This is a genomic window from Cupriavidus sp. 05T313 (genome assembly GCF_056396665.1).
Window position 1 is genome coordinate 1 of sequence record NZ_JBFTLX010000067.1, and the last position, 21,785, is coordinate 21,785.

General features: G+C 61.5%; 22 protein-coding genes and 1 pseudogene. 12 read left to right on the plus strand and 11 right to left on the minus strand.

Going from position 1 to position 21,785, the window contains the following annotated elements:
* Positions 1-379: 379 nt before the first annotated feature.
* Positions 380-1,672 (minus strand): IS701 family transposase, encoded by a 1,293-nt coding sequence (locus AC1DKD_RS16660; protein ID WP_477104155.1) that lies wholly within the window; start codon positions 1,670-1,672, stop codon positions 380-382.
* A 508-nt stretch (positions 1,673-2,180) separates the two neighbouring features.
* On the opposite strand from AC1DKD_RS16660, the gene AC1DKD_RS16665 reads away from it, so the two are divergent.
* The 12 genes from AC1DKD_RS16665 to AC1DKD_RS16720 all read left to right on the plus strand — a co-directional run bounded on the left by AC1DKD_RS16665 (position 2,181) and on the right by AC1DKD_RS16720 (position 11,019).
* Positions 2,181-2,537: a hypothetical protein gene (locus AC1DKD_RS16665; protein ID WP_477143482.1), complete on the plus strand. Its 357-nt coding sequence runs from the start codon at positions 2,181-2,183 to the stop codon at positions 2,535-2,537.
* A 15-nt stretch (positions 2,538-2,552) separates the two neighbouring features.
* Positions 2,553-2,891, plus strand: coding sequence for a hypothetical protein (locus AC1DKD_RS16670; RefSeq protein ID WP_477104172.1), 339 nt, complete (start codon positions 2,553-2,555; stop codon positions 2,889-2,891).
* A gap of 140 nt (positions 2,892-3,031) precedes the next feature.
* Positions 3,032-3,859, plus strand: coding sequence for a DUF932 domain-containing protein (locus AC1DKD_RS16675; protein ID WP_477143483.1), 828 nt, complete (start codon positions 3,032-3,034; stop codon positions 3,857-3,859).
* 59 nt (positions 3,860-3,918) lie between these two features.
* Positions 3,919-4,311 carry a hypothetical protein gene (locus AC1DKD_RS16680; protein ID WP_477104174.1) on the plus strand — a complete coding sequence of 131 codons (393 nt, stop codon included), beginning with the start codon at positions 3,919-3,921 and terminating at the stop codon, positions 4,309-4,311.
* Positions 4,312-4,533: 222 nt separating this feature from the next.
* The gene (locus tag AC1DKD_RS16685) at positions 4,534-6,234 is read left to right on the plus strand and encodes a PRTRC system ParB family protein (RefSeq protein WP_477104175.1); all 1,701 of its coding nucleotides are present in this window, start codon (positions 4,534-4,536) and stop codon (positions 6,232-6,234) included.
* 39 nt (positions 6,235-6,273) lie between these two features.
* Positions 6,274-6,753 (plus strand): PRTRC system protein E, encoded by a 480-nt coding sequence (locus tag AC1DKD_RS16690; RefSeq protein WP_477143484.1) that lies wholly within the window; start codon positions 6,274-6,276, stop codon positions 6,751-6,753.
* Positions 6,754-6,766: 13 nt separating this feature from the next.
* The gene (locus AC1DKD_RS16695; protein ID WP_477104177.1) at positions 6,767-6,976 is read left to right on the plus strand and encodes a PRTRC system protein C; all 210 of its coding nucleotides are present in this window, start codon (positions 6,767-6,769) and stop codon (positions 6,974-6,976) included.
* Positions 6,977-7,076: 100 nt separating this feature from the next.
* Positions 7,077-8,225: a PRTRC system protein F gene (locus AC1DKD_RS16700; protein ID WP_477104178.1), complete on the plus strand. Its 1,149-nt coding sequence runs from the start codon at positions 7,077-7,079 to the stop codon at positions 8,223-8,225.
* A complete protein-coding gene (locus tag AC1DKD_RS16705) occupies positions 8,222-8,944 on the plus strand; it encodes a PRTRC system protein B (RefSeq protein WP_477104179.1) in 723 nt (240 codons plus the stop codon). Before AC1DKD_RS16700 ends, AC1DKD_RS16705 begins: the two co-directional genes overlap by 4 nt.
* Before the next feature lie 2 nt (positions 8,945-8,946).
* On the plus strand, positions 8,947-9,597 hold the full coding sequence (locus tag AC1DKD_RS16710; protein WP_477104180.1) for a PRTRC system protein A: 651 nt from the start codon (positions 8,947-8,949) through the stop codon (positions 9,595-9,597).
* A complete protein-coding gene (locus AC1DKD_RS16715) occupies positions 9,578-10,426 on the plus strand; it encodes a PRTRC system ThiF family protein (protein ID WP_477143485.1) in 849 nt (282 codons plus the stop codon). The genes AC1DKD_RS16710 and AC1DKD_RS16715 overlap by 20 nt, the downstream gene beginning before the upstream one ends.
* Positions 10,427-10,539: 113 nt before the next feature.
* The gene (locus tag AC1DKD_RS16720) at positions 10,540-11,019 is read left to right on the plus strand and encodes an outer membrane lipoprotein (protein WP_477104182.1); all 480 of its coding nucleotides are present in this window, start codon (positions 10,540-10,542) and stop codon (positions 11,017-11,019) included.
* Between the two features lie 378 nt (positions 11,020-11,397).
* Here AC1DKD_RS16720 and AC1DKD_RS16725 read toward each other — a convergent pair whose 3' ends face one another.
* From AC1DKD_RS16725 to AC1DKD_RS16770, 10 genes and pseudogenes are all read right to left on the minus strand, one after another.
* A complete protein-coding gene (locus AC1DKD_RS16725; protein WP_253932980.1) occupies positions 11,398-11,880 on the minus strand; it encodes a hypothetical protein in 483 nt (160 codons plus the stop codon).
* The gene (locus AC1DKD_RS16730) at positions 11,877-12,356 is read right to left on the minus strand and encodes a hypothetical protein (RefSeq protein WP_477104183.1); all 480 of its coding nucleotides are present in this window, start codon (positions 12,354-12,356) and stop codon (positions 11,877-11,879) included. Before AC1DKD_RS16730 ends, AC1DKD_RS16725 begins: the two co-directional genes overlap by 4 nt.
* A 397-nt stretch (positions 12,357-12,753) precedes the next feature.
* The gene (locus tag AC1DKD_RS16735; RefSeq protein WP_477104184.1) at positions 12,754-13,299 is read right to left on the minus strand and encodes a hypothetical protein; all 546 of its coding nucleotides are present in this window, start codon (positions 13,297-13,299) and stop codon (positions 12,754-12,756) included.
* A complete protein-coding gene (locus tag AC1DKD_RS16740; protein WP_477104185.1) occupies positions 13,296-13,925 on the minus strand; it encodes a hypothetical protein in 630 nt (209 codons plus the stop codon). The genes AC1DKD_RS16735 and AC1DKD_RS16740 overlap by 4 nt, the downstream gene beginning before the upstream one ends.
* A gap of 10 nt (positions 13,926-13,935) precedes the next feature.
* Positions 13,936-14,160: a hypothetical protein gene (locus tag AC1DKD_RS16745; RefSeq protein WP_253932976.1), complete on the minus strand. Its 225-nt coding sequence runs from the start codon at positions 14,158-14,160 to the stop codon at positions 13,936-13,938.
* 138 nt (positions 14,161-14,298) lie between these two features.
* Positions 14,299-15,135, minus strand: coding sequence for a hypothetical protein (locus AC1DKD_RS16750; RefSeq protein WP_253932975.1), 837 nt, complete (start codon positions 15,133-15,135; stop codon positions 14,299-14,301).
* Between the two features lie 279 nt (positions 15,136-15,414).
* Complete coding sequence (locus AC1DKD_RS16755) at positions 15,415-15,828, minus strand: HU family DNA-binding protein (protein WP_253932974.1); 414 nt, start codon at positions 15,826-15,828, stop codon at positions 15,415-15,417.
* Positions 15,829-15,971: 143 nt separating this feature from the next.
* A complete protein-coding gene (locus tag AC1DKD_RS16760; protein WP_477143486.1) occupies positions 15,972-16,880 on the minus strand; it encodes a tyrosine-type recombinase/integrase in 909 nt (302 codons plus the stop codon).
* 1,640 nt (positions 16,881-18,520) lie between these two features.
* Positions 18,521-19,030: pseudogene (locus AC1DKD_RS16765) on the minus strand (peptidylprolyl isomerase); the annotation flags it as partial.
* A gap of 1,065 nt (positions 19,031-20,095) precedes the next feature.
* Entirely contained in the window at positions 20,096-21,748 is a 1,653-nt protein-coding gene (locus tag AC1DKD_RS16770; protein ID WP_477104187.1) for an amidohydrolase family protein, read from the minus strand.
* Positions 21,749-21,785 lie beyond the last annotated feature (37 nt).

The window sequence follows — 21,785 nt, forward strand, 5'->3', positions numbered from 1 at the left end:
CGGAAACGTCGCACGATATCAGAGGAGTACTGGCCTTCTTTACGCCCGTCGTGTCTCGCGATGGTCAAGGCGATGTTCCTAAACTCGCTCTTGCCGAAACCGCGACAAACACCCCTCGCCAAACCTCAAAATTGGCGGGACGTAACACCAAGGGGCCGCCTGTCGGTAGGCTTCAGAGTCTTGGTTTCCCGCCACCCTGCTATTCAAGCTACGGGGCGCCTGACTTTTACCCCGGCAGGACTGGCTCCTGCTGAACACGCCAGCCTTAGCTGGACGCACACTGTGTCACAAATTTAGCTTCACATCCCAGCAGCATGGACACCGGCGGAGCCGGTTGATAATGGCACGAGCGATGAGTAGCCGCAGCGTCGAAATCGACTCAGCCACGTGGCGCTGCACTCGTCCGGCTGCCGCGAGGGACGTAATCCTTGGGGAAGGAAGGCGTTTCTGGTTGAGCACGGTTTTTTTTTGAGGTGCTCTGATTGAGGCGCATAGCGACGAGGAAGGCGTAGGCCGCAATACACAGGGTGGCATGGTGATGAAAGCCCCTCCAGCCGCGGCCTTCATAGTGCGCGAGGCCGAACTCCTGCTTGAGTTCCTGATAGTCGCGCTCGATACGCCAGCGCATCTTGGTGACGAAGACCAATTGTTCCAGGGTGGCATCGGACGGACCGGTAGAGAGGAAGTACTTCACCGGCTCGGCTTCTCCTTCGGGCCATTCGATCAGTAGCCACTCCTCGGGACGCATCTGCGTGCCCAGGTAGTCGCGATGAGCAGGGCGAACCCGCACGGCGGCGAAGCGGGAGGACAGTTCAGTGTTGGAGCCTTCCCGCCAGGTGACCGTGCGATAGACTTGCTGCGGCAAGTCCATCGCCAAGGCCTTCACCGTCACCGGTTGGTGTCCAGGCTCCCGACGCAGCTTCGTCGGCCGTATGCCGCGACCGCTCCATGCCTTGGGCGGCAGCGGCGCGGTGCCGGGCGCCCATACCGTAGTCCCCGGCCGTATGCCGACTGCATACAGCATGCCCATCTCAGTAATGCCATCGCGAAAGGCGGTTTCATCGCCATACCCGGCGTCCGCCAGCACCACGCCCATCGGCACGCCCGAGGCGAGCGCCTCACGCATTTGCGCCAGAGCAATTTCCGGCTTGGTCGCGAACGTCATGCCGTCCGGCACCCCGGCCTTCTTCTTGCGCACCGGGTCACTCGCCCAGTCTTTGGGCAAATACAGTTGATAGGCGACAGGAATGCTGCCCTGGACGCTGGCCAGCGAAAGACTGACCGCCACCTGGCAGTTGTCCTGCTTGCCCAGTTGACCGCAGTATTGGCGCGCGACGCCAACTGAATGCATTCCCTTCTTCGGGAACCCGGTGTCATCGATAATCCAGTAGCAGCCACTGTCCAACCCGAGGTGTGGCACAACCCAGTCGCGAACGCGCGACATCACGGCACTGTCCGACCATCCCGCCTTGGCCACGAAGTGATGTAACGATTGGTGCTTGGCAGCCACGTGTAGCGGATCGGTATGCGCAGCCAGAGGCTCAACACTCTTGCGCTGGATCGGCAACATGAGGCCTCGACAATAGTCCTGCAATCCGACGTTTCGATCCACATGATCCAACGCCACGCATAGGTACTCAATATAACGATCGAATTCCGCCAGATTTCCCATTGCCGCCTCTTGCCACGATGGAATCTTGGTTATAACTGAAATTCAATATTATTGACACAGTAATTGTCGTTTTTGTGACACAGTAAGATTTCTATGGGGCGTTGGGAGTCAAGCTCTTGTTGGTCTTTTTTCGTTGGGCAGTATCTCCTATTGAGACGAGAGACGAGCCGCAAGTTATCCACGGCCGGTCAGCGGGTCGCCTGTCACGACCACGACGCTGGCCAGCGGTGGATAACTTGCACGGCAAAGGCGCGTGATTTCAGTTTGGTGTCCTTTCAATAATTCGAGACTTCAACGGGATGGAGGTCGGAGTGTCTGATGCCGGGCAGTTGCCCTGGCCAACTTCTATCCGTGCCGGCGCCAGGCCGGTCACCACATACCGCATGCGCAAAGCGCTGGAACCTTCACCTCACTTTCAACTGCGCCTTAAAGCGACGGCGTTCGCCGTCTACCGCGGGGGTGCAGTGTTCTTCCGCAGCTTCAACCCGAGCGCGAGTGCGACGAACCCGTGCATATTGCGCGGATCATTTCGCCCACTTGCCGGACAGAAGATGAGCTTGGCCTGATCCATCCTATTGGCGCATTGCAGCGCCGGGATTTGGCCCGCGCGCTCCCCGTATTCGACCATCGTGATTTCATCGCGCGCACGTTTTTGCGATATCACGAGCGCTTTTTTAGTAGCGAAGGTCGCATCCATCAATTCCACAAGGCCACTCCGGATTCGTTCGTGCTCTACGGCACGATCGTCACGGACGGCGTCAATCGTCTCGTCGACTTCTGCGTGCAGTCCGGCAGTCGCCTGGAATACAGCAGACAACTTATCCGCAGCGTGATCGCCGCCCTGTGCGTTGGCGAGACACAGTAAGGAAAACCAACAATCATGAAAAAGCACCCAGACGATCAGGGTGGGCTGGATCTCGCCGCCCTTCCCGAAGAGAAGCCCGAAACGGCGGCTGTCAGCCCGTCGCGGGGACGCAAGTCCAAGAAGCAGCACAGCCTGTTGATTGCCGGTTTCCGCACTCTGGATATCGAGCTCGCGCTCATTCAGTGCGGCAACACGTTTCTGGTCCGCAAGTGCCGCGTTCAGCCGTATGCGGAACAGGCTCGTACTCCGGTACCGGATAAGGATGCCGGCATCGCGGCGCTAGTCAGCGAGTTGGCCACTGCCGGTATCACCGGTCCGTTGGCCCGGATGCGCTGCGCGCGCTTCGGGTTCTAGCCTTCTTCCCACAACTTCGTGAAGCCCCTCGGGGCTTCCGTTTGCGCCCTGCACGAGGCGTAGACGGAAGGTCCGATACCTCCTGGTTTTTGTTGCAGCACCCAGCTGCATTGTCACAAACGCCACCCAGGAGATTCCAAATGGCTCACGAACTACAACTCTCTCTCGACGGCACGGCCTCCATGGCCTCGGAGCATCACGTGCTCTACCGAAGCGACAGCAACGCGCCGCTGGCGGTGGTTTCCGATCGCTACAAGGTCGTCCAGCCGGGCGAGGTCCTGGAATTCTTCCGTGACCTGGTCGCGCACTCGGGCTTCACGCTCGAGACCGCGGGCAGCCTGAAGGGCGGGCGCCGAATCTGGGCGCTGGCCAGGACGGGTTTTGACGCCGAAGTGGTCGACAACGATCCGGTGAAGAACTACCTGCTGCTGGCCACCTCTTGCGATGGCTCGCTGGCGACGACCGCGCAGTTCACCTCCATTCGCGTCGTTTGCAACAACACCTTGCATCTGAGCCTGCATGGCGCGCAAGCCGCGTTGGCCAGTGCGTCGGTGATCAAGGTCCGCCACAACACCGAGTTCGATCCGACCGTTGTGCAGGACCAGCTCGGCTTGATCGGCGAGAAGGTCTTCGGCAGTTTCATCGACCGCATGAAGAACTTGTCGGAGAAGGCGGTTTCGCCCGCACAGGCGGATGCCGTGCTGCAGTCCTTGATGAGTTCGATTGCAACCCCTGACGTCACGAAGTCGCGAGGCTACAAGACCGTCATGGGGCTATTCAATGGCGCCGGCAAGGGCGCCGGGTTGGACGGTGTCAGGGGTACGGCATGGGGGCTGCTTAACGCGGTCACCGAGTACCACGATTTCCATATCCGCGCACGCGGTCAGGACAATCGCCTGAACTCCGCTTGGTTCGGCATTGGTGCCAACGCCAAGGAAAAGGCGCTTCAAGCGCTGGAAGCACTGTAAGTCGTAACGCCGCCGCCAGCCGCCAGGCTGGCGCGGCGCCACCTCATCTGGAGATCGCCATGAGCCAACACCACTTTCAAACGGTCCACGGGGCCAATACCATCGACGTCGTACTCGGTTGGGACCGCCCGCTGCACCATTTCTTTCTGTGGGTGGAGCGCCTGCGCTCTCCGGTTGCCATGGAACAAGCCGAGCAACGAGCAATGGCCGAGACGGCGGATTGTCAAGAAGAGCTGACTGATGATTGCGAAGAGCCCTCGGAGGACTTCCTCTACCACAACCTGGACGACACCACTTCGATGGGTGCCGGCCTCGCTTACTTCCGCAGCAAGCTCGCCGCACTTGGCGTCACCGTGCCGGAGACCATGTTCACCCAGGTCCTGCGCGACAAAGCACTCAACATCGGCAACCGGTATGTGGTCTATCGAGCGGATGGCACCTTCGAAGGCTAGGCCGCGCCCGGCCCGTCCGCAAGGCAGGAAGCACGGCACAGACACCAGGCGTTCTCCGATCCCGGATCGGTACACCTGCACTGCCGCGTTTTCGGACTGCTGCTGCAGTCCCAAGGCGCGAAGAGTCTAGATGGTTTTCACAGCCGCCAGAGCGGCAAGTTAAGCCCAAGAGGGGAACCACTCCCTTCACGGGTGGGTTCCCTCGCTATAGGAGAACCCACAATGCAAGAATCCGCAATGCTGCTCGAACAGCCGACTCTACCCTTGAGCCGGATCCGCACGAGCCGATTCAATCCACGCCGGTTCTTTGATCCGGTGAAAATGGCAGAACTCGTTGCCGGCGTACGTGCGGCGGGATGCATCATGCAACCCATCGTTGTCCGYCCGGTTGAGGACGACCTCTACGAGATCATCGCCGGCGAGCGACGCTACCGCGCGGCGACCGAGGTGTTTGGCGTCGAGTACGCGATGCCCATCGTGGTGCAGGATGTCGACGACGAGACGGCGGAGGCCATGGCGATCATCGAGAACGTCTCCCGCGACGACATCGCGCCCTCTGAGGAGGCGGTGGCTGCAGCGAGGATGGTCGGCAAACTTAAGGGTGACCGGGAGGAGGCGGCGCGCATTTTCGGCTGGTCCCGTGCGCTTCTCGACAAACGCCTGGCACTCATGAACTGTAGCAGTGAGGTGCTTAATGCTCTCAACGAGCGCAGGATCCAGCTCGGTCACGCCGAGCTGCTCGCCGCCCTCGCCAAGGATAAGCAGGACAAGTTCCTGCCTGTCATCATCTCCGAGTCGAAGACGGTTGCTGAGTTGAAGAAGGCAATTGAGACGGTGTCCTGCAGTCTTGCAAGCGCCATTTTTGATAAAACGGAGTGCGCAACGTGCCCGCACAATTCTGCGCTGCAGACGGAGATGTTCGGCGAATCCATCGCCACCGGAAACTGCACCAATCGCACTTGCTTCAACACTAAGTGCGAGGCGCAGCTGGCCACGATCGAGCAAGGCCTCAAAGACGAATTTCCTGCGGTTCGGATCGTGCGGACAGGCGACAAGTACACGCGGATCCAGCTGGTCGTGGAGGGTTCCACCGGGGTTGGTGAGGAGCAAGCCAAGGCCTGCCATGCCTGCCAGAACTTCGGTGCTGCCGTCAGCGGCCTGCCGGACTCGATGGGCAAGGTCTACCGGGGTCAATGCTTCGACACGGCCTGCAACTCGCGCAAGGTTGCCGCGCGGATCGCGGCCGACAAAGCCGCGGCGGCACCGCCGTCGACATCAAAGAAGGGCGGTACGACGGGAAAGGCAGCAGCGGCATCTGGCGCCGGCACCACCGCTGGCGCTACGCCGGCGGAGAAGCCCGTCACGGCTGTCAGCGAGACCGATAAGGTGAAGGCCTACCGCGTCGCCCTCTGGCGTAAATGCCTGCGGCGCGAAGTGGCGTCCGATCCGATCGTGGCCAATCACTACCTCCTTGCCGTCGCATTGGCGGGCCAGGCGCGAACGATCGACGGGGCGGCCATGCGCAAGCTTTATGAGCGCATCGTTCCCGACGAAACGTGCTCGGCCACTGACCTTGACAAGGCGCTGGACGCCGCAAGCGCACTGACCGAAGTGCAGCGGGAGAACATGTCCGTGGCGCTCACCGTTGCCGCCATCGAGGGACTGGACGTGCCATCGCTGGTGCGTCTGTGCAAATACCAGAAGCTCGACTTGCGCAAGTACTGGAAGCTCTCCAAGGACTTCCTGGAATTGCTGACCAAGTCCGAGATGAGGGTGGTTGCCAACGAGATCGGCCTGCTGGCCGCGCTTGGCGATAGCACTGCCAAGGTTTTCAACAAGCCCAAGCCCGAGTTGATCGAAGCCCTCCTGAAGGTGGAGAAGTTCGAGTACGAAGGCAAGGTACCGCGCGTGCTGCTGTTCTAAGGCATCGCTTTCCCCCAGTTTTCAGTGAAAGGAAATTCCATGTTCCAACAACTTGCAACCCTGCTTGGCTCGTGTGAGAAGCTCGTCCTGACGCTCGCCCTCAAGGGCGAACAGATGACGGTCTTCGTCGCGCCAACCGTCAAGGGTGGTGCTGACACGGGTCTGAGCCTGCCGCTGGTCCTGACGGCCACGCCGGCTGAGCTGGATACCGGATTCCTCGACGCGCTTGCCGGGTATACGACGTCACGCCGCTCGCTCAGCGAGCTGGTGGAGGCGACGACTGCCGTGCTTGATGCCGCCAAGACCGCGCAAACGCAGAAGGCCTCGAAGGCGATCGCCAACGCTGGCAAATCGAAGTCCAAGCCGCAGCTCCCGAATGAGGAGAGTGAAGGCGAAGAGGAGGAAGAGTCCGCCGATGGCACTACCGAGGCGGAAGCCCCGGCAACTGCAGCTCCCTCCAGCGACGGACATCCTCCGGAGTCCAAGGGGACGGACCTTGCCGCATTGCTCGACGACTAATTGGAGGCACACCATGACCATCGAAGTGACGCGCCTTGTGCGCGAGTTCCTCTACAACGGCATGACGTTCGTCGATCCCGGCCCTGCGTTCAGTCCCGACGATGTGCGGGACCTGTACTCGGCGCAGTACCCGGAGCTGACCACCGCCAAGGTGGACGGCCCCGAGCACAAGGGGGAGACGGCAACTTACACCTTCGTCCGCGCTGCGGGCGCCAAGGGGTAGCCATGCGCCATCGGGACTTGATGAAAGCCCTGGCGGATCCCGACAGAGCATTTGATCGGCCGCCCGGGGCGGTTTTTTTACAATCGAAGGAGATGCAAGCATGCTGCTCAGCCCTCGGCAAACTGGTGGCGGCGTCGATGGAGGCGTCGCCGCAATCCCGCAATTTCTGCGGCCTGCCGCTGCCGCAGATCGACCTGCCCATGGTTTTCTGACGCTGCCGGAAGTCTCGGCCGACGTTGCGGTCAGGGGCAAGGTACGTTTCCATACCCCCGAAGCGGTCACCGCGCTGGCGCGTGCCCATTTTGATACCGGTGCGTTGCGCGCGCGGGACGTCAAGGCACCGACCGGCGTTGGCGACGCCTACGCCCAGGCGCTCTTTAAGTGGTTCGGCCGGCAGCATCGGCCGTTCAATTACCTCAACCTCAAGTTCTCCTTGCTGGACGCCGATGCTGTCCGCGAGGAGATTGCTCATCAATACGAGGCGCGTTCCTTTACTGGCGACGCACCGCTCTATCTGGCGGTGAGTAGCGAAGGGGAAGGGATCTTCGAGCTGCGCGCACACGCCGAGAAGCTCACGCGTGCGCACCCGCAGCTGCTGGCGACCGCCTTGCGTCTCATCGAAGCGGCGTCATGGCGGACTGCCTGGATCAGGACGCCGAGCGAGCTGCTCTCTCACTTTGCCCATTTCTATTGGGAGGGGGACGAGACAGAGTCGGACGCCGACAGCCTTGAGTGGCTGAAGGAGCGCTTTGACGAGGACCAGGAAACAATGCAGCGCTACTTGCCGTCGGTCGTGCGTGCAGAGCTTGTCCCCGCCGCGCTTCGCCTGACGCCGACAGGTCGGCGCCGACGCAGAGATCGCCGGGACTTCGGTCTCGACGTCGCTACGCTGGAATCGTTGACCAGTCGGCGAGGCATGGCACGGCTCTGCCGAGAGCTGATCCTGCTCCGCAACCTGATTAGCAGGGCGCGGGGCCGGGATCTCCTCAACTATGGCTACGACGCACGTCCTGTGTACTCAGCGGCCGTACTGGTCTGGGAGAACGACGAGCGGGTCCAGCAGCTCTTCGACGACATCTATCAATACGAGTGGGATGGCGGCGAGGCGACGATGCACTTGGGTTTCATCCCGATTGCACAGGAACCTTCGGCCATCCGACGCCAGTACGCCGATTGGCAACTTGCCCTTCAAACGCTGACCAGCATCGATCGTGTGCTTGGCCACCTCACAAACTCGGATCCACTATGACAAAGATTGCAATGGGACAGGCCGGCGTGGAGGTAAATGTCACCAAGGCCGTCCTCTTATATAGCCAGAAAGACGGAACCATTTCCTATGCGACGCTCCACCCGATCCTGGTTGCGCCCAAGGGCGACAGGCCCACGATCGGCGCGGGTGTGCCGCTTGACCGGTTCGGCCTCGTGCAGTGCCTGCAATCTCTCGCCGAGAACGCGATCCCACAGGCGGAGTTTCTGCCTGCGACCGTGTTGTCCATTGGAGCGCATGCAGTGACCTGGTGGTGCCCGCCGTGCACGCGTCGCGTGTTCTTCCAGTGCAAGGAGCTTGGCAATCGCAGCAGCATCGTGCCGCACCCCGGGCTTGTGTTTCAGGCCGCTGTCGACGGATTCCGCGTGTTCGCCCTGCGGGACGAAGGCAGGCCGACGCCGAAGACGAAGCTCTACGAGCCTCCCTACTTCAACACCTGGGACGCTGGAGAGATCTGCGTCGGCTCGGCAAAGGTCCCTGCGAGGATCGGCGTGAGCGCGATTCGTGGCTGGGAGGATGCATTTTTCAACTCGGCCTTCACGCACCCCAACCACGGCGGCAAACGGGTTGCCTACAAGCGCGGCGTGTTCGCGTTCTGGAAAGACATGCTGGACGGCGCGTTCGGGAAGGCATACCCAAAGGACGTCCTCGTTCCCTTCAAACACACTCTCGGCGATCTGATCGCCAACGAGCTCACATAACCATGAACCCTTTCGATTCTACATTGCAACGCTCCTTCCCGACCGTCATGGTCCCGACGAGGGAGCCCGTCGCGGGGATGACAACAGCAGGCGAGCGCTTGCTTGTCGCGAGCAACGGCGTATTCATCGAGATCTTTCGGCCCTGGATCCGGCTCATTCGCCGCATCAGCAGCTACGCCGTCTCAACGGCCATCCCCTATGGGGTTGTCGAGGAGGTGACCGAACTGCTGTGCGGCCGAGTTCCGCCAGAGTTGATCGGCGCCTTTGCCGAGCAGGCGAGGGCGGCGTGTCCTAATGAAACTGGTGGGTGGATTGTCTGGAACCCCGGGACCAAGGCGTTTCGCCTGGTTTCGGTGGTCGTGCTGTCGCATGACAGCGCCAGCCTCCGCTACGACCGACCGCAACTCGCCGACGGCGAAGTCCTGGTGGCTGACTGCCACTCGCACGGGTGCTTCGCCGCCGGCTTCTCAACGACCGATGACCAAGACGATCGCTTTGACGTGAAGTTTGCGGTTGTGCTTGGCCGCTGTCATACCCGAAGCATGGATGTTGCCTTGCGACTCTGCGCGAAGGGGATCTTCGAGCGTTCCCACAACATTCCGGTGTCCTGGTTGGATGCCGTTGGAGAAGCCAATGACGTTGCTGCAACATAGGATCCCGCCGTGCATGATCAGTGGGGCATGGAAGGTGGTCGTGGTTGGTGCCGGCGGCACGGGCAGCGCCCTGCTGCCGAACCTGGCGCGACTGCACCATGCCATGCTCGAGCTCGGCCATCCCGGTGGCATTGACTGCACCGTCTACGACGACGACACCGTGAGCGAAACCAATGTCGGCCGCCAGGGTTTCTACCCGGCGGACGTCGGCGGCTACAAGGCGCTGTTGCTGGTCAACCGGCTCAATGTCCTCATGGGCACACGATGGGTCGCGGTGCCCCGCAAACTCGCCGCCTCCGAGGCAGTGCACGCCGATCTGGTGATCGGGTGCGTCGATACCCGTGCTGCGCGAAAGGCGATCCTGTCGGCTTGTGGCAAGGGCGGGGGAAGTTACTACCTCGACTGCGGCAACGAAACGGACCGTGGCCAGGTCATCCTGGGGGAGATCAGACAACCTCACCCGGGGCGCCTGCCTCATGTGGGCGACCTCTTTCCGGATCTGATCGACCCGGCAGGTGACAAGGAAGACTCCGCGCCGTCCTGCTCGATGGCCGACGCACTGCGCAAGCAGTCGTTGGTCATCAACCAGGCGATCGGTGTCCAGGCCTTCAACCTGCTGTGGACTTTCTATCGAACCGGCGCACTCCCGTACTCGGGGGTGTTCGTGAACCTGGCTACCGGCCGGACCAATCCGTTGGCCTTGGACCCGGCAGCCTGGGCGAGATTTGGGTACGTTGACCCAGTTCCAAGCCCGGGCAAGAAAGAAGGCAGCAAGCAGCGCAGGTCGCCGCGCRGCCGCACCGGTGCGGCACAGGCAACGGCAGTTTGAACACCGCAATGTAGTAACCCGCGCCACTTTCTGTGGCGTGTTCCCTCAAGTCCCATCGGGCGAATGTCCATGCCCGATGGCATGGCTTCGCCCGCCTCAAGAAAGGTGAAACCATGAAAAAGCTATTTGCAACCATTACCGCAATCGCCATGCTGACCGGCTGCGCCGTCGAGCACACGTCCTCCAATGTCTACCGAGGCATGGAGGCGTTGCACGGCGGCCAGGTCGAGCACGCGTCGGTCGTACGGGTACGTGCTGTCATCATCCAGGGTAGTGTGACGCCGGGCTACGGCGCATTCTCGGGTCTTGCCGGCATTGCCGGTGCGATCGTGGGTTCGGTCGTTGGCTCGCAGGCCATCGGTGGTGGCCGTGGCAGGTATGTCGCCGCAGCCATTGCCGGCCCGGTTGCGGGTATCGTCGCGCAGCAGGTTGCTGAACGCGCGTCGAACGCCAGCCGGCAGGGCTATGAGATTGTCGTTCGCACGGATCTGGGGCGACTTGTGGCCATCACGCAGGATGCCGATCAACCGATTGCCCCTGGCGATCGGGTGATGCTCGTGTCCAGCGGCGGCGCCATGCGGGTAACCCGTTAGCAGTCCCCGGGGCCTCGCCCACAGCAATCAGCCGCTCCCCATGTTGGGGGGCGGCTTTTTTGTTTTTCGGCGGCTTTCGGGATGGGGGAGCGGTGGCGGCGGAGACGGTATAGTTCAGGGAACGATCCGACGGCTCAGTTCGGCCGAGGCCGTGAGGGGACCCGCGTTCGATGCGTCGTCGAGACATTCACGTGACAGCTCCGCTCAGCTAGCGGTCGTTCGATCGACGAGAGACGGCGTCTGGGGCACTGCCTATGTCTGCCGCGCTGGCGTCTCGATTGGAGGCTGCTAGCTATTTCGCCAGCCGATGCGGAGGACTTCGAAACGACTGGCGGCATAAAATCTATACAACGACGGGCACAGGACGTGATGCCCTTACTAAGCTGCTGGTGCTACCCAATTTGGATCGAGGTTCACGTTGTACTTTTTCGGGTCCAGGTTCTGCCTGATCCAGTAGTAGAAGGCTGTTATCCAATCCTCATTCTGTCCAGCAAGAGCGACGTAGTTAGGCAGCGCCTTGAGGATTGCCGCGAGCGCACATTCGTCCAGATCGTCCACTTCAACAGTTCCGCTGTCGCCTTGGTCGAAGTGCTTGATTGCATTGATGAGCAGCATGTCGTTGACCGCCGTTCCGGCAACCGCTCTCGTCTGTCTTGGCCCCCCCTTCTCAACTTCCATTTCGATGATCGAGTCAGTGAAGTTGCTTTGGCCGGTATTGAGAACGAGGCGGGAGAGGATGACGTCTGCCGCACCGGCAAGCGTGATAACTGAGAAGCGGTCGTTGCGTGCTACGAAGAGGCCGATTGCCGCCCGAAGCTGGTCTGCCGCAATCTGGAGGCGGGTGTAGGTTTGGGTGGTCATCGCGGCCTCATTTGCTTCGGTACGTTCTCATATTCAGCCACCAAGCGTGCTCCATCGTACTTCGCCCAAAGAAGGCGCAAGAATACGTTCATGAGTGGTTCGCCGCGTCCGTTCAACTTGATGTAGTCCAGTATGGCTCTGGTCAGCGCCTTCTCTGCCGAGTCATACAGGTCCATCTCCACCGTTTCGGTGTCTGTCTCCGCGAGATGCTTGTGGGCGGAGATGCCAAGCATCATCTCGATATGGTGGTAATAGGATTGGCGCGATGGCGTCTTCCCGGCCATTTGCTCACAGACTCGCCGCGCATAGTCAACGAAGGGTTCCTTGCCGGCTTGCGCCCGTAACATGCCGTCCAGCAAGCCGCTCGCCGCGCCGGCGAGAGTGATGACCGCGTGGTAACTGAGGCCGCGAAGAAATATGTCCACAGCCGCCTCAAGCTGTGTACGTGCAATATCGCTCTTCTGGAAGGTCGGCATATGGCGCGCACCGGGATTCGGATAGGCCGACTATACCAGTCCGGAATGCGGAGGCGGTTCGGTCCCCGCGTTTGTCTGCTTGTCCCGAGGCGAAGGGATCGAGACGGAGGCATGCCGATGCAACGCAAACGGAACTTCCGAACCGGTTCCTCCCAGATTCCTTAGCCTACGCGTGTCGGCCGATGATTTGCGAGCTGAGACGAAGCGCTGAATGACCGATGGACTTCGGAAGCTGACGTCGGAGCGGTGCTGGGGCGAATGACCGGTTGAATCCGCAGTTGAACTCGGCCGTTGCTCCGCATTCTGCGGTGGGCTATCAGCTTGACTCCAACCAGCCCACAATGCCGCGTTGAACCAAAGCAAAGAGCCACGCCCGGGTAGGGCGTGGCTTGGTACATCAGAGGTTGCTGCTGTCGACAAAATGCCAGGCGTGCTTGGCACATCGGATCGCGGGGTAGACCGAGAAGAACAGGCGGAAATCCGGCTGGCCGTTCTCCGCGAAGCGGTAGACGACAACGGGCTTGTTGTCCCAGTCCCTTTCGATGGTCCGTGCGGCGCCCGGCAGCGCGCGCAGCAACATGTCCGTCTCGTCGTCCGTTTCGGTGCGGCAGTACAATCCGAGCCGATACCTTGCCGAGCACGTGGGCTGCGCCTTCCGCATTTGCTCACGTAGGAGGCGCAGATACGCCTCCGGCCGCAATGCGCGGCCCTTGAGCCGAAGTCCTTCACTCTCGCAGGCTGCCGCGAGCTGACAGCCGTCCTCCAGCACTTCCTCCAGCCTCCCGATCGCGATGGCTCCCCATGACCGCGAGCGCCTGTTGTCGGAGCCGTAGCAATTGCTGTCGCCACCTTCCGCGAGCACGATGTAGCGGTCCTTAGCATCCGGGAACTCGCTACCGTCGACTCTGAGGGTGCGATGCGCGTACTCGATGCGGTAGCTCATGCCAATTCTTCTCCGAACAGGTCAGGTTGCGGGGCGGTTCCGGCCAGTGCGCGCGTCTGGACGTGGAACTGCGCGGGTTGGGCCCTCACTTCGGGGTCGTAGTAACTCCTTGCTGCGAACTGCGCGAACACGCGCCAGGCGTGGGGTGAGGCGAGATCGAACTCGATTCGCCACTGTTGCCCGACGGGGACAGCGGGAAACTGCGAAACCAGGCTATCTATGTCGACGATGCCCAACTCCTCGAGGAGGTAGCCGCCCTTGTTGCACCGCTCGACGCGGAGGTCAAAGGTGGCCACGCCGGAGAGGGCGATCTGCAGGTCCTCTGCTACGCGTGAGTGGCACACCCGCGGGGCGGTTCGCCAGGTGGCCAGGTATTTCTCTGGACTCACCTGTTGGCCATCCTGCAGGAGCCGACCGCGCACGGTCAGTGGCGCGCGAAGCCGGCAGACCAGTTGGATTGCACTGCTCGCCGGAAGCTGGAGATTGGGATGGCTCGTCAGTGCGGTCACATTGGTGTGGTGGCCGGTCTGGTCCCAGATGATCGGGAGTTCGGTAGAGGAGCCAGGGTACTCCCCCGGGTAGGTTCCCCGGAAGACGACGATAGCCCGCCGGATTTCGTTGGTCATGCCATGGCTCCTATTGCAGTCGGACGAACGGCGTGGCCGGGTCAGCAAACGGGTGTGCCGTTTGCGAGGCCCAGACTTGCTTGGCCGGGCGTCCGTAGACGATGACGGCGCCAGTGATTGGCGTGTCTTCGAGGTGTGTGATGCGCGGGTCGGTGGTGAGGCAGATACCAATGCTGGCCGTCTGCAGGCTGTCGAGCGGCTGGCAGTCGCCGAGCCGGGAATTGCTGAGGTCCATCTTTCGCTCCTTTGCGTCCTACGACGCAGTTGAAAGRAGCGCAGGGGAAACCCTGTCCCAAGGCTGCTGCCTGGCGAAAGGACTCCGGACGGACAAGCTTGATGGGGTTCCACCCCGGCACGAGCCAGGGCGGGGAGATTACGATTCTTGAGCGGAGTCGAAGTAGGCTCGCTCGTCGTCGGCGATACGAACGTGACCGACGGCCGCGAACAAGGTGCCGAAGTGGCGGACGGCCGCATAGGCGGCAAAGCGGCGAAGCACCGCGATTTCCTTCGGCGAAGGCTCGCGCGTGACAGCCATTGCGACATTGGCGATGGGACTTTGCGCCGGCGGACGATTCACCGTGATGGTGACGCGCGCCAAGGTCTCCCCATGCTTCTTGAGGTTCCCCCAGCCAAGCCGATAGGTTTGCGTCAGGCTATTGATAAGGGAGTGCGCCTTGTTGGACGTGCATGGACGCATCCTTCCTGTCGCTACGTCCAGGTGATGGATGTGCAGCGGCTGGCCCGTGATCGCCGGATCCCGCGCCTCCAGGACGGCGTTGCCCTCACGCTTGGTGATCTCGTCCAGATCCAGCGGGACGAGATGTGTCGCCGTGGCGGTCACGAACCAAAGCAGATCGGTGGCATTCCGCCATCCATCGAGGTAGGCGCGGTCGTGCTTGTAGAAGTCGTCCTGGTAGTGCTGCAGAGGCCTTTGCGGGCCTTCGATGAAGTCGCGCATCTGCTCGAACAGCGTTTGCGATGGGAAGCCCCGGGCCTGGATCAAGGCCATGGCGGCGGCGTCCTTCGTCTCGAAGTAGCCCAGGGTCTTGGCGCCTTGTTCCGCGCACCATTGGCCATTGCCGCCAATGAGCGCGCCGGCACGCAGGCCATTGATGGCCGAGTAGACGTCGTAGCGGCCGGATGCGAACGCTTCCAGGCGGAAGATTGGATTCTGGTCAGCACGGGCAGCCGGCTCGATTGCGGTAGTCATGATTCTCTCCTTTTGCCGAGTTCTCGGCGGTAAAAAGGAGATAAGCGCAAGAGAAGCGCATGCCGATGCCGACTGGCATGGACAGACGCTCTATGGGATGGCTGACGGGACCGCTTTCCGGTCCGCTTCTTGTGCTTCCTGCCGCTGATGCGACGCCACTATGATAGCGGGGTTCCGCGCTGGTTTGATAGCCAGTTTCGGTAGATTGCCGGCTCGTGGCGACGGAAGCCGAGGCCGGCATGGGTTAGGGCGGGCTGTCCCGGCCTAACCGTCCAATGCTCAGATCGCGGCGTCCTTGAGCTTCTTCAGCGGGCGGACCTTGACCTTGACGGTCGCCGGCTTGGCGGCGAACCACTGGTCTTCGCCGGTGAACGGGTTCTTGCCGAAGCGCTTCTTGGTCGCCGGGACCTGGGTGGCCACCACCTTGAACAGGCCGGGCAGGGTGAACTCGCCTGCGCCCTTCTTGTGCACGGCGCTCAGGACCGTGTTCTCCAGATGCGCCAACACGGTCTTCACGGTCTTGGCATCCAGCTCGGTTTTTGCGACCAGGTGGGCGAGCAGGCTGGACTTGTTAAACTTTTCCGCCAGTGGCTTGGCGACTGGGGCAGCTGCGGCGGCGGTCTTCTTGGCCGGTGCTGCCTTCTTGGCCACAGGCGTGGCGCTCTTCGCGACAGGTTTTGCTTTGGTTGCCATATGGATAGGTGCTCGTCGTATGTTGAGTGAGGCGCCAGCATGCCGGTGGCATCGGCGCTGCGTGGAGGATAGCAAAATCAGTGCGAACTGTGACCCACCGTCGCATTTCCGACACTTCCGCAGGTTCGATCATGCGGCGAGAATTATTCGATCGTGGCAGCGATTCGGTCGCAGGTCCTTGAGCTGACCAAGCCGAGCTGCTTGCTGACATCCTCGCTCGAGCGGCCAGCGAGCAGCTGGCGCCGGCAGAACGTATTGCGCAGGATCCGAGGGCTCATGTCGTCCGCCTCGAAAGCGATGGTCTCCAGTGTAGCGCGCACGATCCTGCCGAGGCTAATTTCCGTGATTGGCGTGCCGCTGGCCTTGAGCGAGAAGAGCAGATCCCCAGCGATCGGCAGGGCGGCACGGCGTTCGAGCCAGGCCGAAAGGATGGGTACGGCGAACGTGTCCAGATGCACGGTGCGGGTTTCACGCGCGCCATGCGCAGGAACATGAAGATAGGGCGGCGCGGCCGCGGGCTGCAGGTCGACCACCTGGGCAACTCGGCTCTCCGCGACCGTGACACCGGTTCCCAGGAAAAACGCGACGATTGCTCGGCTGCGCAGCATTGCGAGATCGTCGCCAACATGCGGCTGAACGTAAGCCTGCAGCCGGGCATCGGCGTCCTCCCGGAGGAAGATCGGAGCAGGGTCGTCCTTTGGCCACTGACCGTCGCGCACCAATTTCTCGGCAGGATTGCCTTGTCGCACGCCGATGGCCATCAGGTGGCGGCACAGCCGGTCGAGCAGTTTCAGGTATCGCATGCGGGTGGCTGTACTGTAGCTGCTAGCCTCCGGCAGTTGCCAGAAGGCGGCGATGTGGTCGGAGCCGAAGGTGGCCAGGGTCTCGTCGAGCGCGAACAGGTGCCGTCGGAAGTGTTCGAACATCGCCTGGTGCTGAACAATGGAGCGTGCGGAGAACGGGCGCCGGTCCGCGCCGGCGGCCTCGCGCGCTTGCCAGTCGGCATAGGCGAGGGTCGGATTAGTTAGYCAGAGGCGGTCGATTTGGTTCATTCCAGATGTTATATACTGAAAGTCGATCTTCGCTACCACCTACCGCCTCTTCGAGGCGGCTGCTGCTTCCAAACCGGGCCGGGGCGAATGCCACGAGGGGCGTGCCAGCGGTCCAACGACGTTTGGTAAGCTCCATCTTGCAGTGTTAGTTGGCGCTGGAGAGTCCGGAATGCAGAGGATAGAGATCCGATGGCTACGGTGGTTGCAACGCGGCGTGCAACAGGGTTTTCGCCCCGTGCCTTCGGTAGCGTCTTGAGGATGACGGGACGCTGGTCGGTTTGTGCGGGGTCTGAAGCTTCTGCGGGTGGCCGTCGGGCGGTGACGCTGGCCGGAAACGGCTGCGTCCCGCTCAGGATGGTGGCGTCTCAGGGCACCAAAGGGTAGATGGTAACTACCTGTGTCCACAAACCTTGAGAAGAGAGATGCGACAGGCCCTCCCGCCTCTTCTCTGCCATTGGTGTCCTAATTTGCTAACGTCCAGTTAGAAGAGTCAGCAGCCATCAGTGTGTCCCACAAGAAAATTTAATAGTGGTTGCGAGGTTGGCGTAGTCCACCCTCAGTCAGTCCCTAAACGCCCCGCCTCCCGCAATATCTTTTGGTGGTAGGCATGTCTGTTTCTTCGGATTGCTCATGTCACAGACAAAGGACCACGCGGTCCACGGTCCTTGAATCGCGTCCGCCGTCAGTTGGGACTTTCGCGCCGGAATGACGTCGCTGAGGCCATACTTAAGGGGATTCAGACATTCGTTAATCGGTCCTGGCGCCTCAAGGCAGAAAGCGACGGTCACTGGCGTCCCGCAATCGTTCTGAATCCGCTTGTACGCGTCCGCCACACCTTTTCCGCCTTGGACGATACGAACGCATTTGCGCGAGATGTACGGAGCGTGATCATCTTCTTGTTTCGTTGCGCTCGGTCGTGGCGACGGGACGCCATTCAGCGTAGGACCGCCTCCCTCGCCAGTCGTCGCGCCCAATTGTCTGGCGCTCGACTTCTCTTGTATCGGCGCCTGCTGCCGGCCACCGGAAGGTGTCGCAGCAATTAGCGTCGGCGTCCTGCCGCGCGGCGGTGTCGAATCGCTTGCCGAGGGCCATCCCGCATCATGATGGCACTGGTACACCGCCAGCCGTGGTGTGATGGTGTCACGGAAGTTCGGCGGCTCCCTGTTGATGGTCAGATCAGCGCAATCGCCAGTTGAGTTCTCCGCGCACCCGAGTAATGCGCGTTGCCGCGGCGTGTCAGTGATGCCGTAGGAGAGGTAGATGCGCATTCCATTGTTTTGAACGTTTGTGCTTGCTTCCCGCTGGAGCGTTACAAGATCTTGGAAGTACTCCTCCAACTCTGCTTTCGTGAGCATCTTCTCGCGCAGGGCCGCAAACTTTAGCGTGGTAACCTTTTGAAAGGCGCCCAAAAATGTCGCTTCGACCGGGCAGTTCGTGGAGGCCGGTGATCGCTCTTTCGAATCGGCGGCAGCAAGGGTTGTTGTCGCGCGTGTAGCACTGTGGGACGCGTTAGAGGCCACGGCACCGCTATCTGCGAGCGCGCCGCTCTTCTTCTTTGAGTCCGCTTTCTGGGACGTGGTGGAGACGCCTAGGGAAGCGGAATTCGATACAACCACGGTCCGGATAGGCGTCGTATCAACAGAAGCCGACGTGATGGTGATAGGGCTGATTGGAACGTTCGCATACCCGCGGACCGTTGTCGTCGCCACCGTCGCGATGGAATCCACGACATCCATCCCACTCACCACGCGTCCGAAGACCGCGTAGCCATACCCGTCTGGCTTGGGCGCATTCAGCGAAGGATTGTCTCTGAGGTTAATGAAAAACTGGGCGGTCGCGGAGTTCGGGTTCGCAGTTCGGGCCACGGCCAGCGTTCCCCGTTCGTTCAGGAGCCCATTGTTCGCCTCGAGGGGGATGGGCGCCCGGGTCGACTTTTCGGTCAAGTTGCTGTCAAAGCCACCGCCTTGAACCATGAATCCCGGTATGACCCGGTGGAAGATTGTGCCGGTGTACTGGCCGACGCGGACATACTGAAGGAAGTTATCGACGGACTTCGGCGCCTTCTCCGGATAGAGCTCGACGACGATATCGCCAGAGCTTGTGGAAATTTTGACGCGAGGCGCCTCCTGGGCGCTCACAAAGACGGGCATGAGCCCCGCCGCGACAAGGATGTACTTACAGAGCGAACGGGTGAGCATAGCGTCAGATCGTTGCAATGGGTCAGGAAAAAGTGTTGTGTGATTCTGATGGAAGGCGGGAAACACCGCATCCCCAGATTGGGTTATGGGGCGGAGATGTCGACTCTCCCCAACAGTGGGGGCGCGGCGGATGTCTTAGCCGCCATGTCCGCCCGTGTGCCGCTGTCTGACTTTCGGTCCTAGCGGAGCGGTTGCGCAAGGGCTGCTTCCCCGGGGTACAGCCGCCATTCGCCTTCCGAGCTGGCTCGCGATAACCACGGGAGGAGTGCCTTGGCGCGTCGGACGCCCATGGTCGGGATAAAGCCAGTTTCTGATATGTCTATTGAAGCGGCGCTCGCTTGCAGATCAGATTTCCAATTGCCCGATGACCGTGCAGGCGAACGGCGCTTCATGGCACGAAGCGTGCCGGACAGAATGGAAACGACGCCGCACACACTCAGGCCAGTCACAAGCGAGTGCGACTAAAAAAATGATGATAGCTGCTCCGAGGAACGGCCCGGGACAATGGCCGGTGGGCATCTTCATCGGCAGCCGGGCGCCCGTCGGAAATCGTGGGTTCGATTCTCGAAGAAATAGCGGAGGTGAAGAAGGGCGTTCCCCGCCAGAACTGCAGGCGGAAGGCGCGAAGGCAGTGCGCGGTGCCGTGCGAACCCGAGCGTCCGCTGTCTGGTCCACAGCCGAAGATTGAGCATCCCCGTCGTTCTTTACGGGAGCGTCGCCTTATGGCCGAGTGCGGCCATAGCATTGTCTGACGGTCAGTCCCATTCTTCCTTCTCGCGCGTGGACCGGCACTATGCCGGCCGGTCTCCGCGACAAAATGATCCGTTGCATACGACACTCACACGCGGGCTGCTCGACGAGGACTGCGAGACATTGCTGAACGAGCCGGTCCAAGCCGCGCGCGAGCAGCTCGGCATCGCCGAACCGGCGCGTTATATGGCCGCCATCCGGCACGAAAGCGGACGGAGCAAGGTCGTGCTCTCATGCCCTCATGCGGTCATCATGGAGCGGCCGGCGTCAGCCCACCTTGCGCATCCAGTCTGGCTCCGGCACCTTGTTAGCCGCATAGAACGTCTCGAGCCGCCTCCGGTTCACCATGCCGGACTTCAAGCCTAGGAACTCGGCCGCGTTGTGGCCGAAGAACGCGTTCGACAGGGTGGTCTGCCGCACGGTGACGCCGTGCTGGGCGGCTTCGACCTTGCCCATCACGTCGATGAAGTCCGACAGGTAATCGTCCACATTCTTCTGCGGCAGGATCATGGTCCAGTCGGTGCCGTACATCAGGCGCTCCCGCAGCACATGGTTGTCCGAGGCGGCGTACAGCGTCTGCAACACTTGAGTCATCTTCGACTGGTTGGAAAGAACGCCAGCGAAATAGCCGCTGTCGGCAAATATGTTTGCACCAGCCGACCCCGCCGCGCTGCTCATCAGATCGAGGAACTTGCGCGATTTGTCGCCCTGATGATCCTCCAGATTGGTGTCGCCGAAGTGGCCAAAGCTGGCCCGCAGGCCGGGGAACTTGCCCAAGGCCTTTGACCAGTACTCACTGCCGGCAAGGTCCAGGAATGCCTTGTCGGGCCCGTTCGAGTGATTGGAATGCGCCATGATTGGCACGCCGTTATCGGTGCAATACTTGAACAGCGTCTCCATGGCCGCGTCCAGATGCTCGCCGAATGCGGGATCCGATGCGGCCGCCGGTAGTCCGGGCTTGCCCACCCAAATCGTTTGGCCCGTGTTGCCCCACGGCGCAAATCCCATCGGCGGATACAACTTGACGCCAAGGAAGCCCTGGGTCTCCACGGCCCGCTTGACAAGGCGCATCGAATCTCCGATGCCATCCGCCCCCTTGGTCATCGCCTCCCGGAACGGGCAGAATGGTGCGAAGCCATGCACGCGACCGCCCAGCAGCACGGAAATCTCCCCCATCAGGTCGACCTGCTCCGCGAGCGTGGTCGGAGTTTGCTTACCCTGCGCCAGCCACCAGTCGTAGTCCACCATGCTGGCGACCACCAGGTCCACCTTGCGGCTCGAATTTCGTGAATAGGTCGTCAGGTAGTCGATCGCATTGACATGGCGATGGTTGAAGTTGTGCAGGATGAACCGCAGATACCCGAGAAGCGTGGGATTGGAACCCAGGACGCCAGGTTGTGTCCGCTTCGCCTCGAAGCCCTTGTAGGTGGGCGGGAGCGACCGGATCGCGTCTTCCAGGCGAGAGCCACCCTTTGTCTTCGGCCCCAGCACGGCGGCGCCCTGAGGCGTCTGATTGAGCGTCTGCGCCGCAGCTTGCAGCTCGCGCCGCCCCACTGCGTAGCCTTCCTCAAAGGCAGGCGCGGCCAGCGTTCTCAATGTCTCCGCACCCCCGCAGTTCCGCATCTCGGCGGCGTATTGCGCGATGGCCCTCCGCTCGCTTTCCGCATTGGGGGCCAGATGCCAGCCCAGCGTCTGCAGAACGGCACCCATAGCGTTGGCAAACGGGTACAGCTCGGAGCCCTGTTGGACCGTCGTCTTGGCGAAGAATTGGCGAATCTGAAGATCCCGCCCGTTGAAGATGTGGGTGTGCACGTCGATAGTCAACGGTGCATTTACATCCGAAATGGCTGGGTCGGTCTGGCATAGCGGTGCTGTGCGACCAATGCTCGGCACGGGTGCGAGACTGGCGGCAAGCGCCACGAGGAAGTTCCGTCGGCTAAAGGGCGTCGTCATAGTT

Coding starts and splice junctions, on each gene's coding strand:
- AC1DKD_RS16755 (WP_253932974.1), bottom strand. CDS start 15,828: ATGGCAACCAAAGCAAAACCTGTCGCGAAGAGCGCCACGCCTGTGGCC.
- AC1DKD_RS16680 (WP_477104174.1), top strand. CDS start 3,919: ATGAGCCAACACCACTTTCAAACGGTCCACGGGGCCAATACCATCGAC.
- AC1DKD_RS16675 (WP_477143483.1), top strand. CDS start 3,032: ATGGCTCACGAACTACAACTCTCTCTCGACGGCACGGCCTCCATGGCC.
- AC1DKD_RS16660 (WP_477104155.1), bottom strand. CDS start 1,672: ATGGGAAATCTGGCGGAATTCGATCGTTATATTGAGTACCTATGCGTG.
- AC1DKD_RS16730 (WP_477104183.1), bottom strand. CDS start 12,356: ATGCCGACCTTCCAGAAGAGCGATATTGCACGTACACAGCTTGAGGCG.
- AC1DKD_RS16670 (WP_477104172.1), top strand. CDS start 2,553: ATGAAAAAGCACCCAGACGATCAGGGTGGGCTGGATCTCGCCGCCCTT.
- AC1DKD_RS16740 (WP_477104185.1), bottom strand. CDS start 13,925: ATGACCAACGAAATCCGGCGGGCTATCGTCGTCTTCCGGGGAACCTAC.
- AC1DKD_RS16695 (WP_477104177.1), top strand. CDS start 6,767: ATGACCATCGAAGTGACGCGCCTTGTGCGCGAGTTCCTCTACAACGGC.
- AC1DKD_RS16745 (WP_253932976.1), bottom strand. CDS start 14,160: ATGGACCTCAGCAATTCCCGGCTCGGCGACTGCCAGCCGCTCGACAGC.
- AC1DKD_RS16710 (WP_477104180.1), top strand. CDS start 8,947: ATGAACCCTTTCGATTCTACATTGCAACGCTCCTTCCCGACCGTCATG.
- AC1DKD_RS16705 (WP_477104179.1), top strand. CDS start 8,222: ATGACAAAGATTGCAATGGGACAGGCCGGCGTGGAGGTAAATGTCACC.
- AC1DKD_RS16690 (WP_477143484.1), top strand. CDS start 6,274: ATGTTCCAACAACTTGCAACCCTGCTTGGCTCGTGTGAGAAGCTCGTC.
- AC1DKD_RS16750 (WP_253932975.1), bottom strand. CDS start 15,135: ATGACTACCGCAATCGAGCCGGCTGCCCGTGCTGACCAGAATCCAATC.
- AC1DKD_RS16720 (WP_477104182.1), top strand. CDS start 10,540: ATGAAAAAGCTATTTGCAACCATTACCGCAATCGCCATGCTGACCGGC.
- AC1DKD_RS16700 (WP_477104178.1), top strand. CDS start 7,077: ATGCTGCTCAGCCCTCGGCAAACTGGTGGCGGCGTCGATGGAGGCGTC.
- AC1DKD_RS16735 (WP_477104184.1), bottom strand. CDS start 13,299: ATGAGCTACCGCATCGAGTACGCGCATCGCACCCTCAGAGTCGACGGT.
- AC1DKD_RS16725 (WP_253932980.1), bottom strand. CDS start 11,880: ATGACCACCCAAACCTACACCCGCCTCCAGATTGCGGCAGACCAGCTT.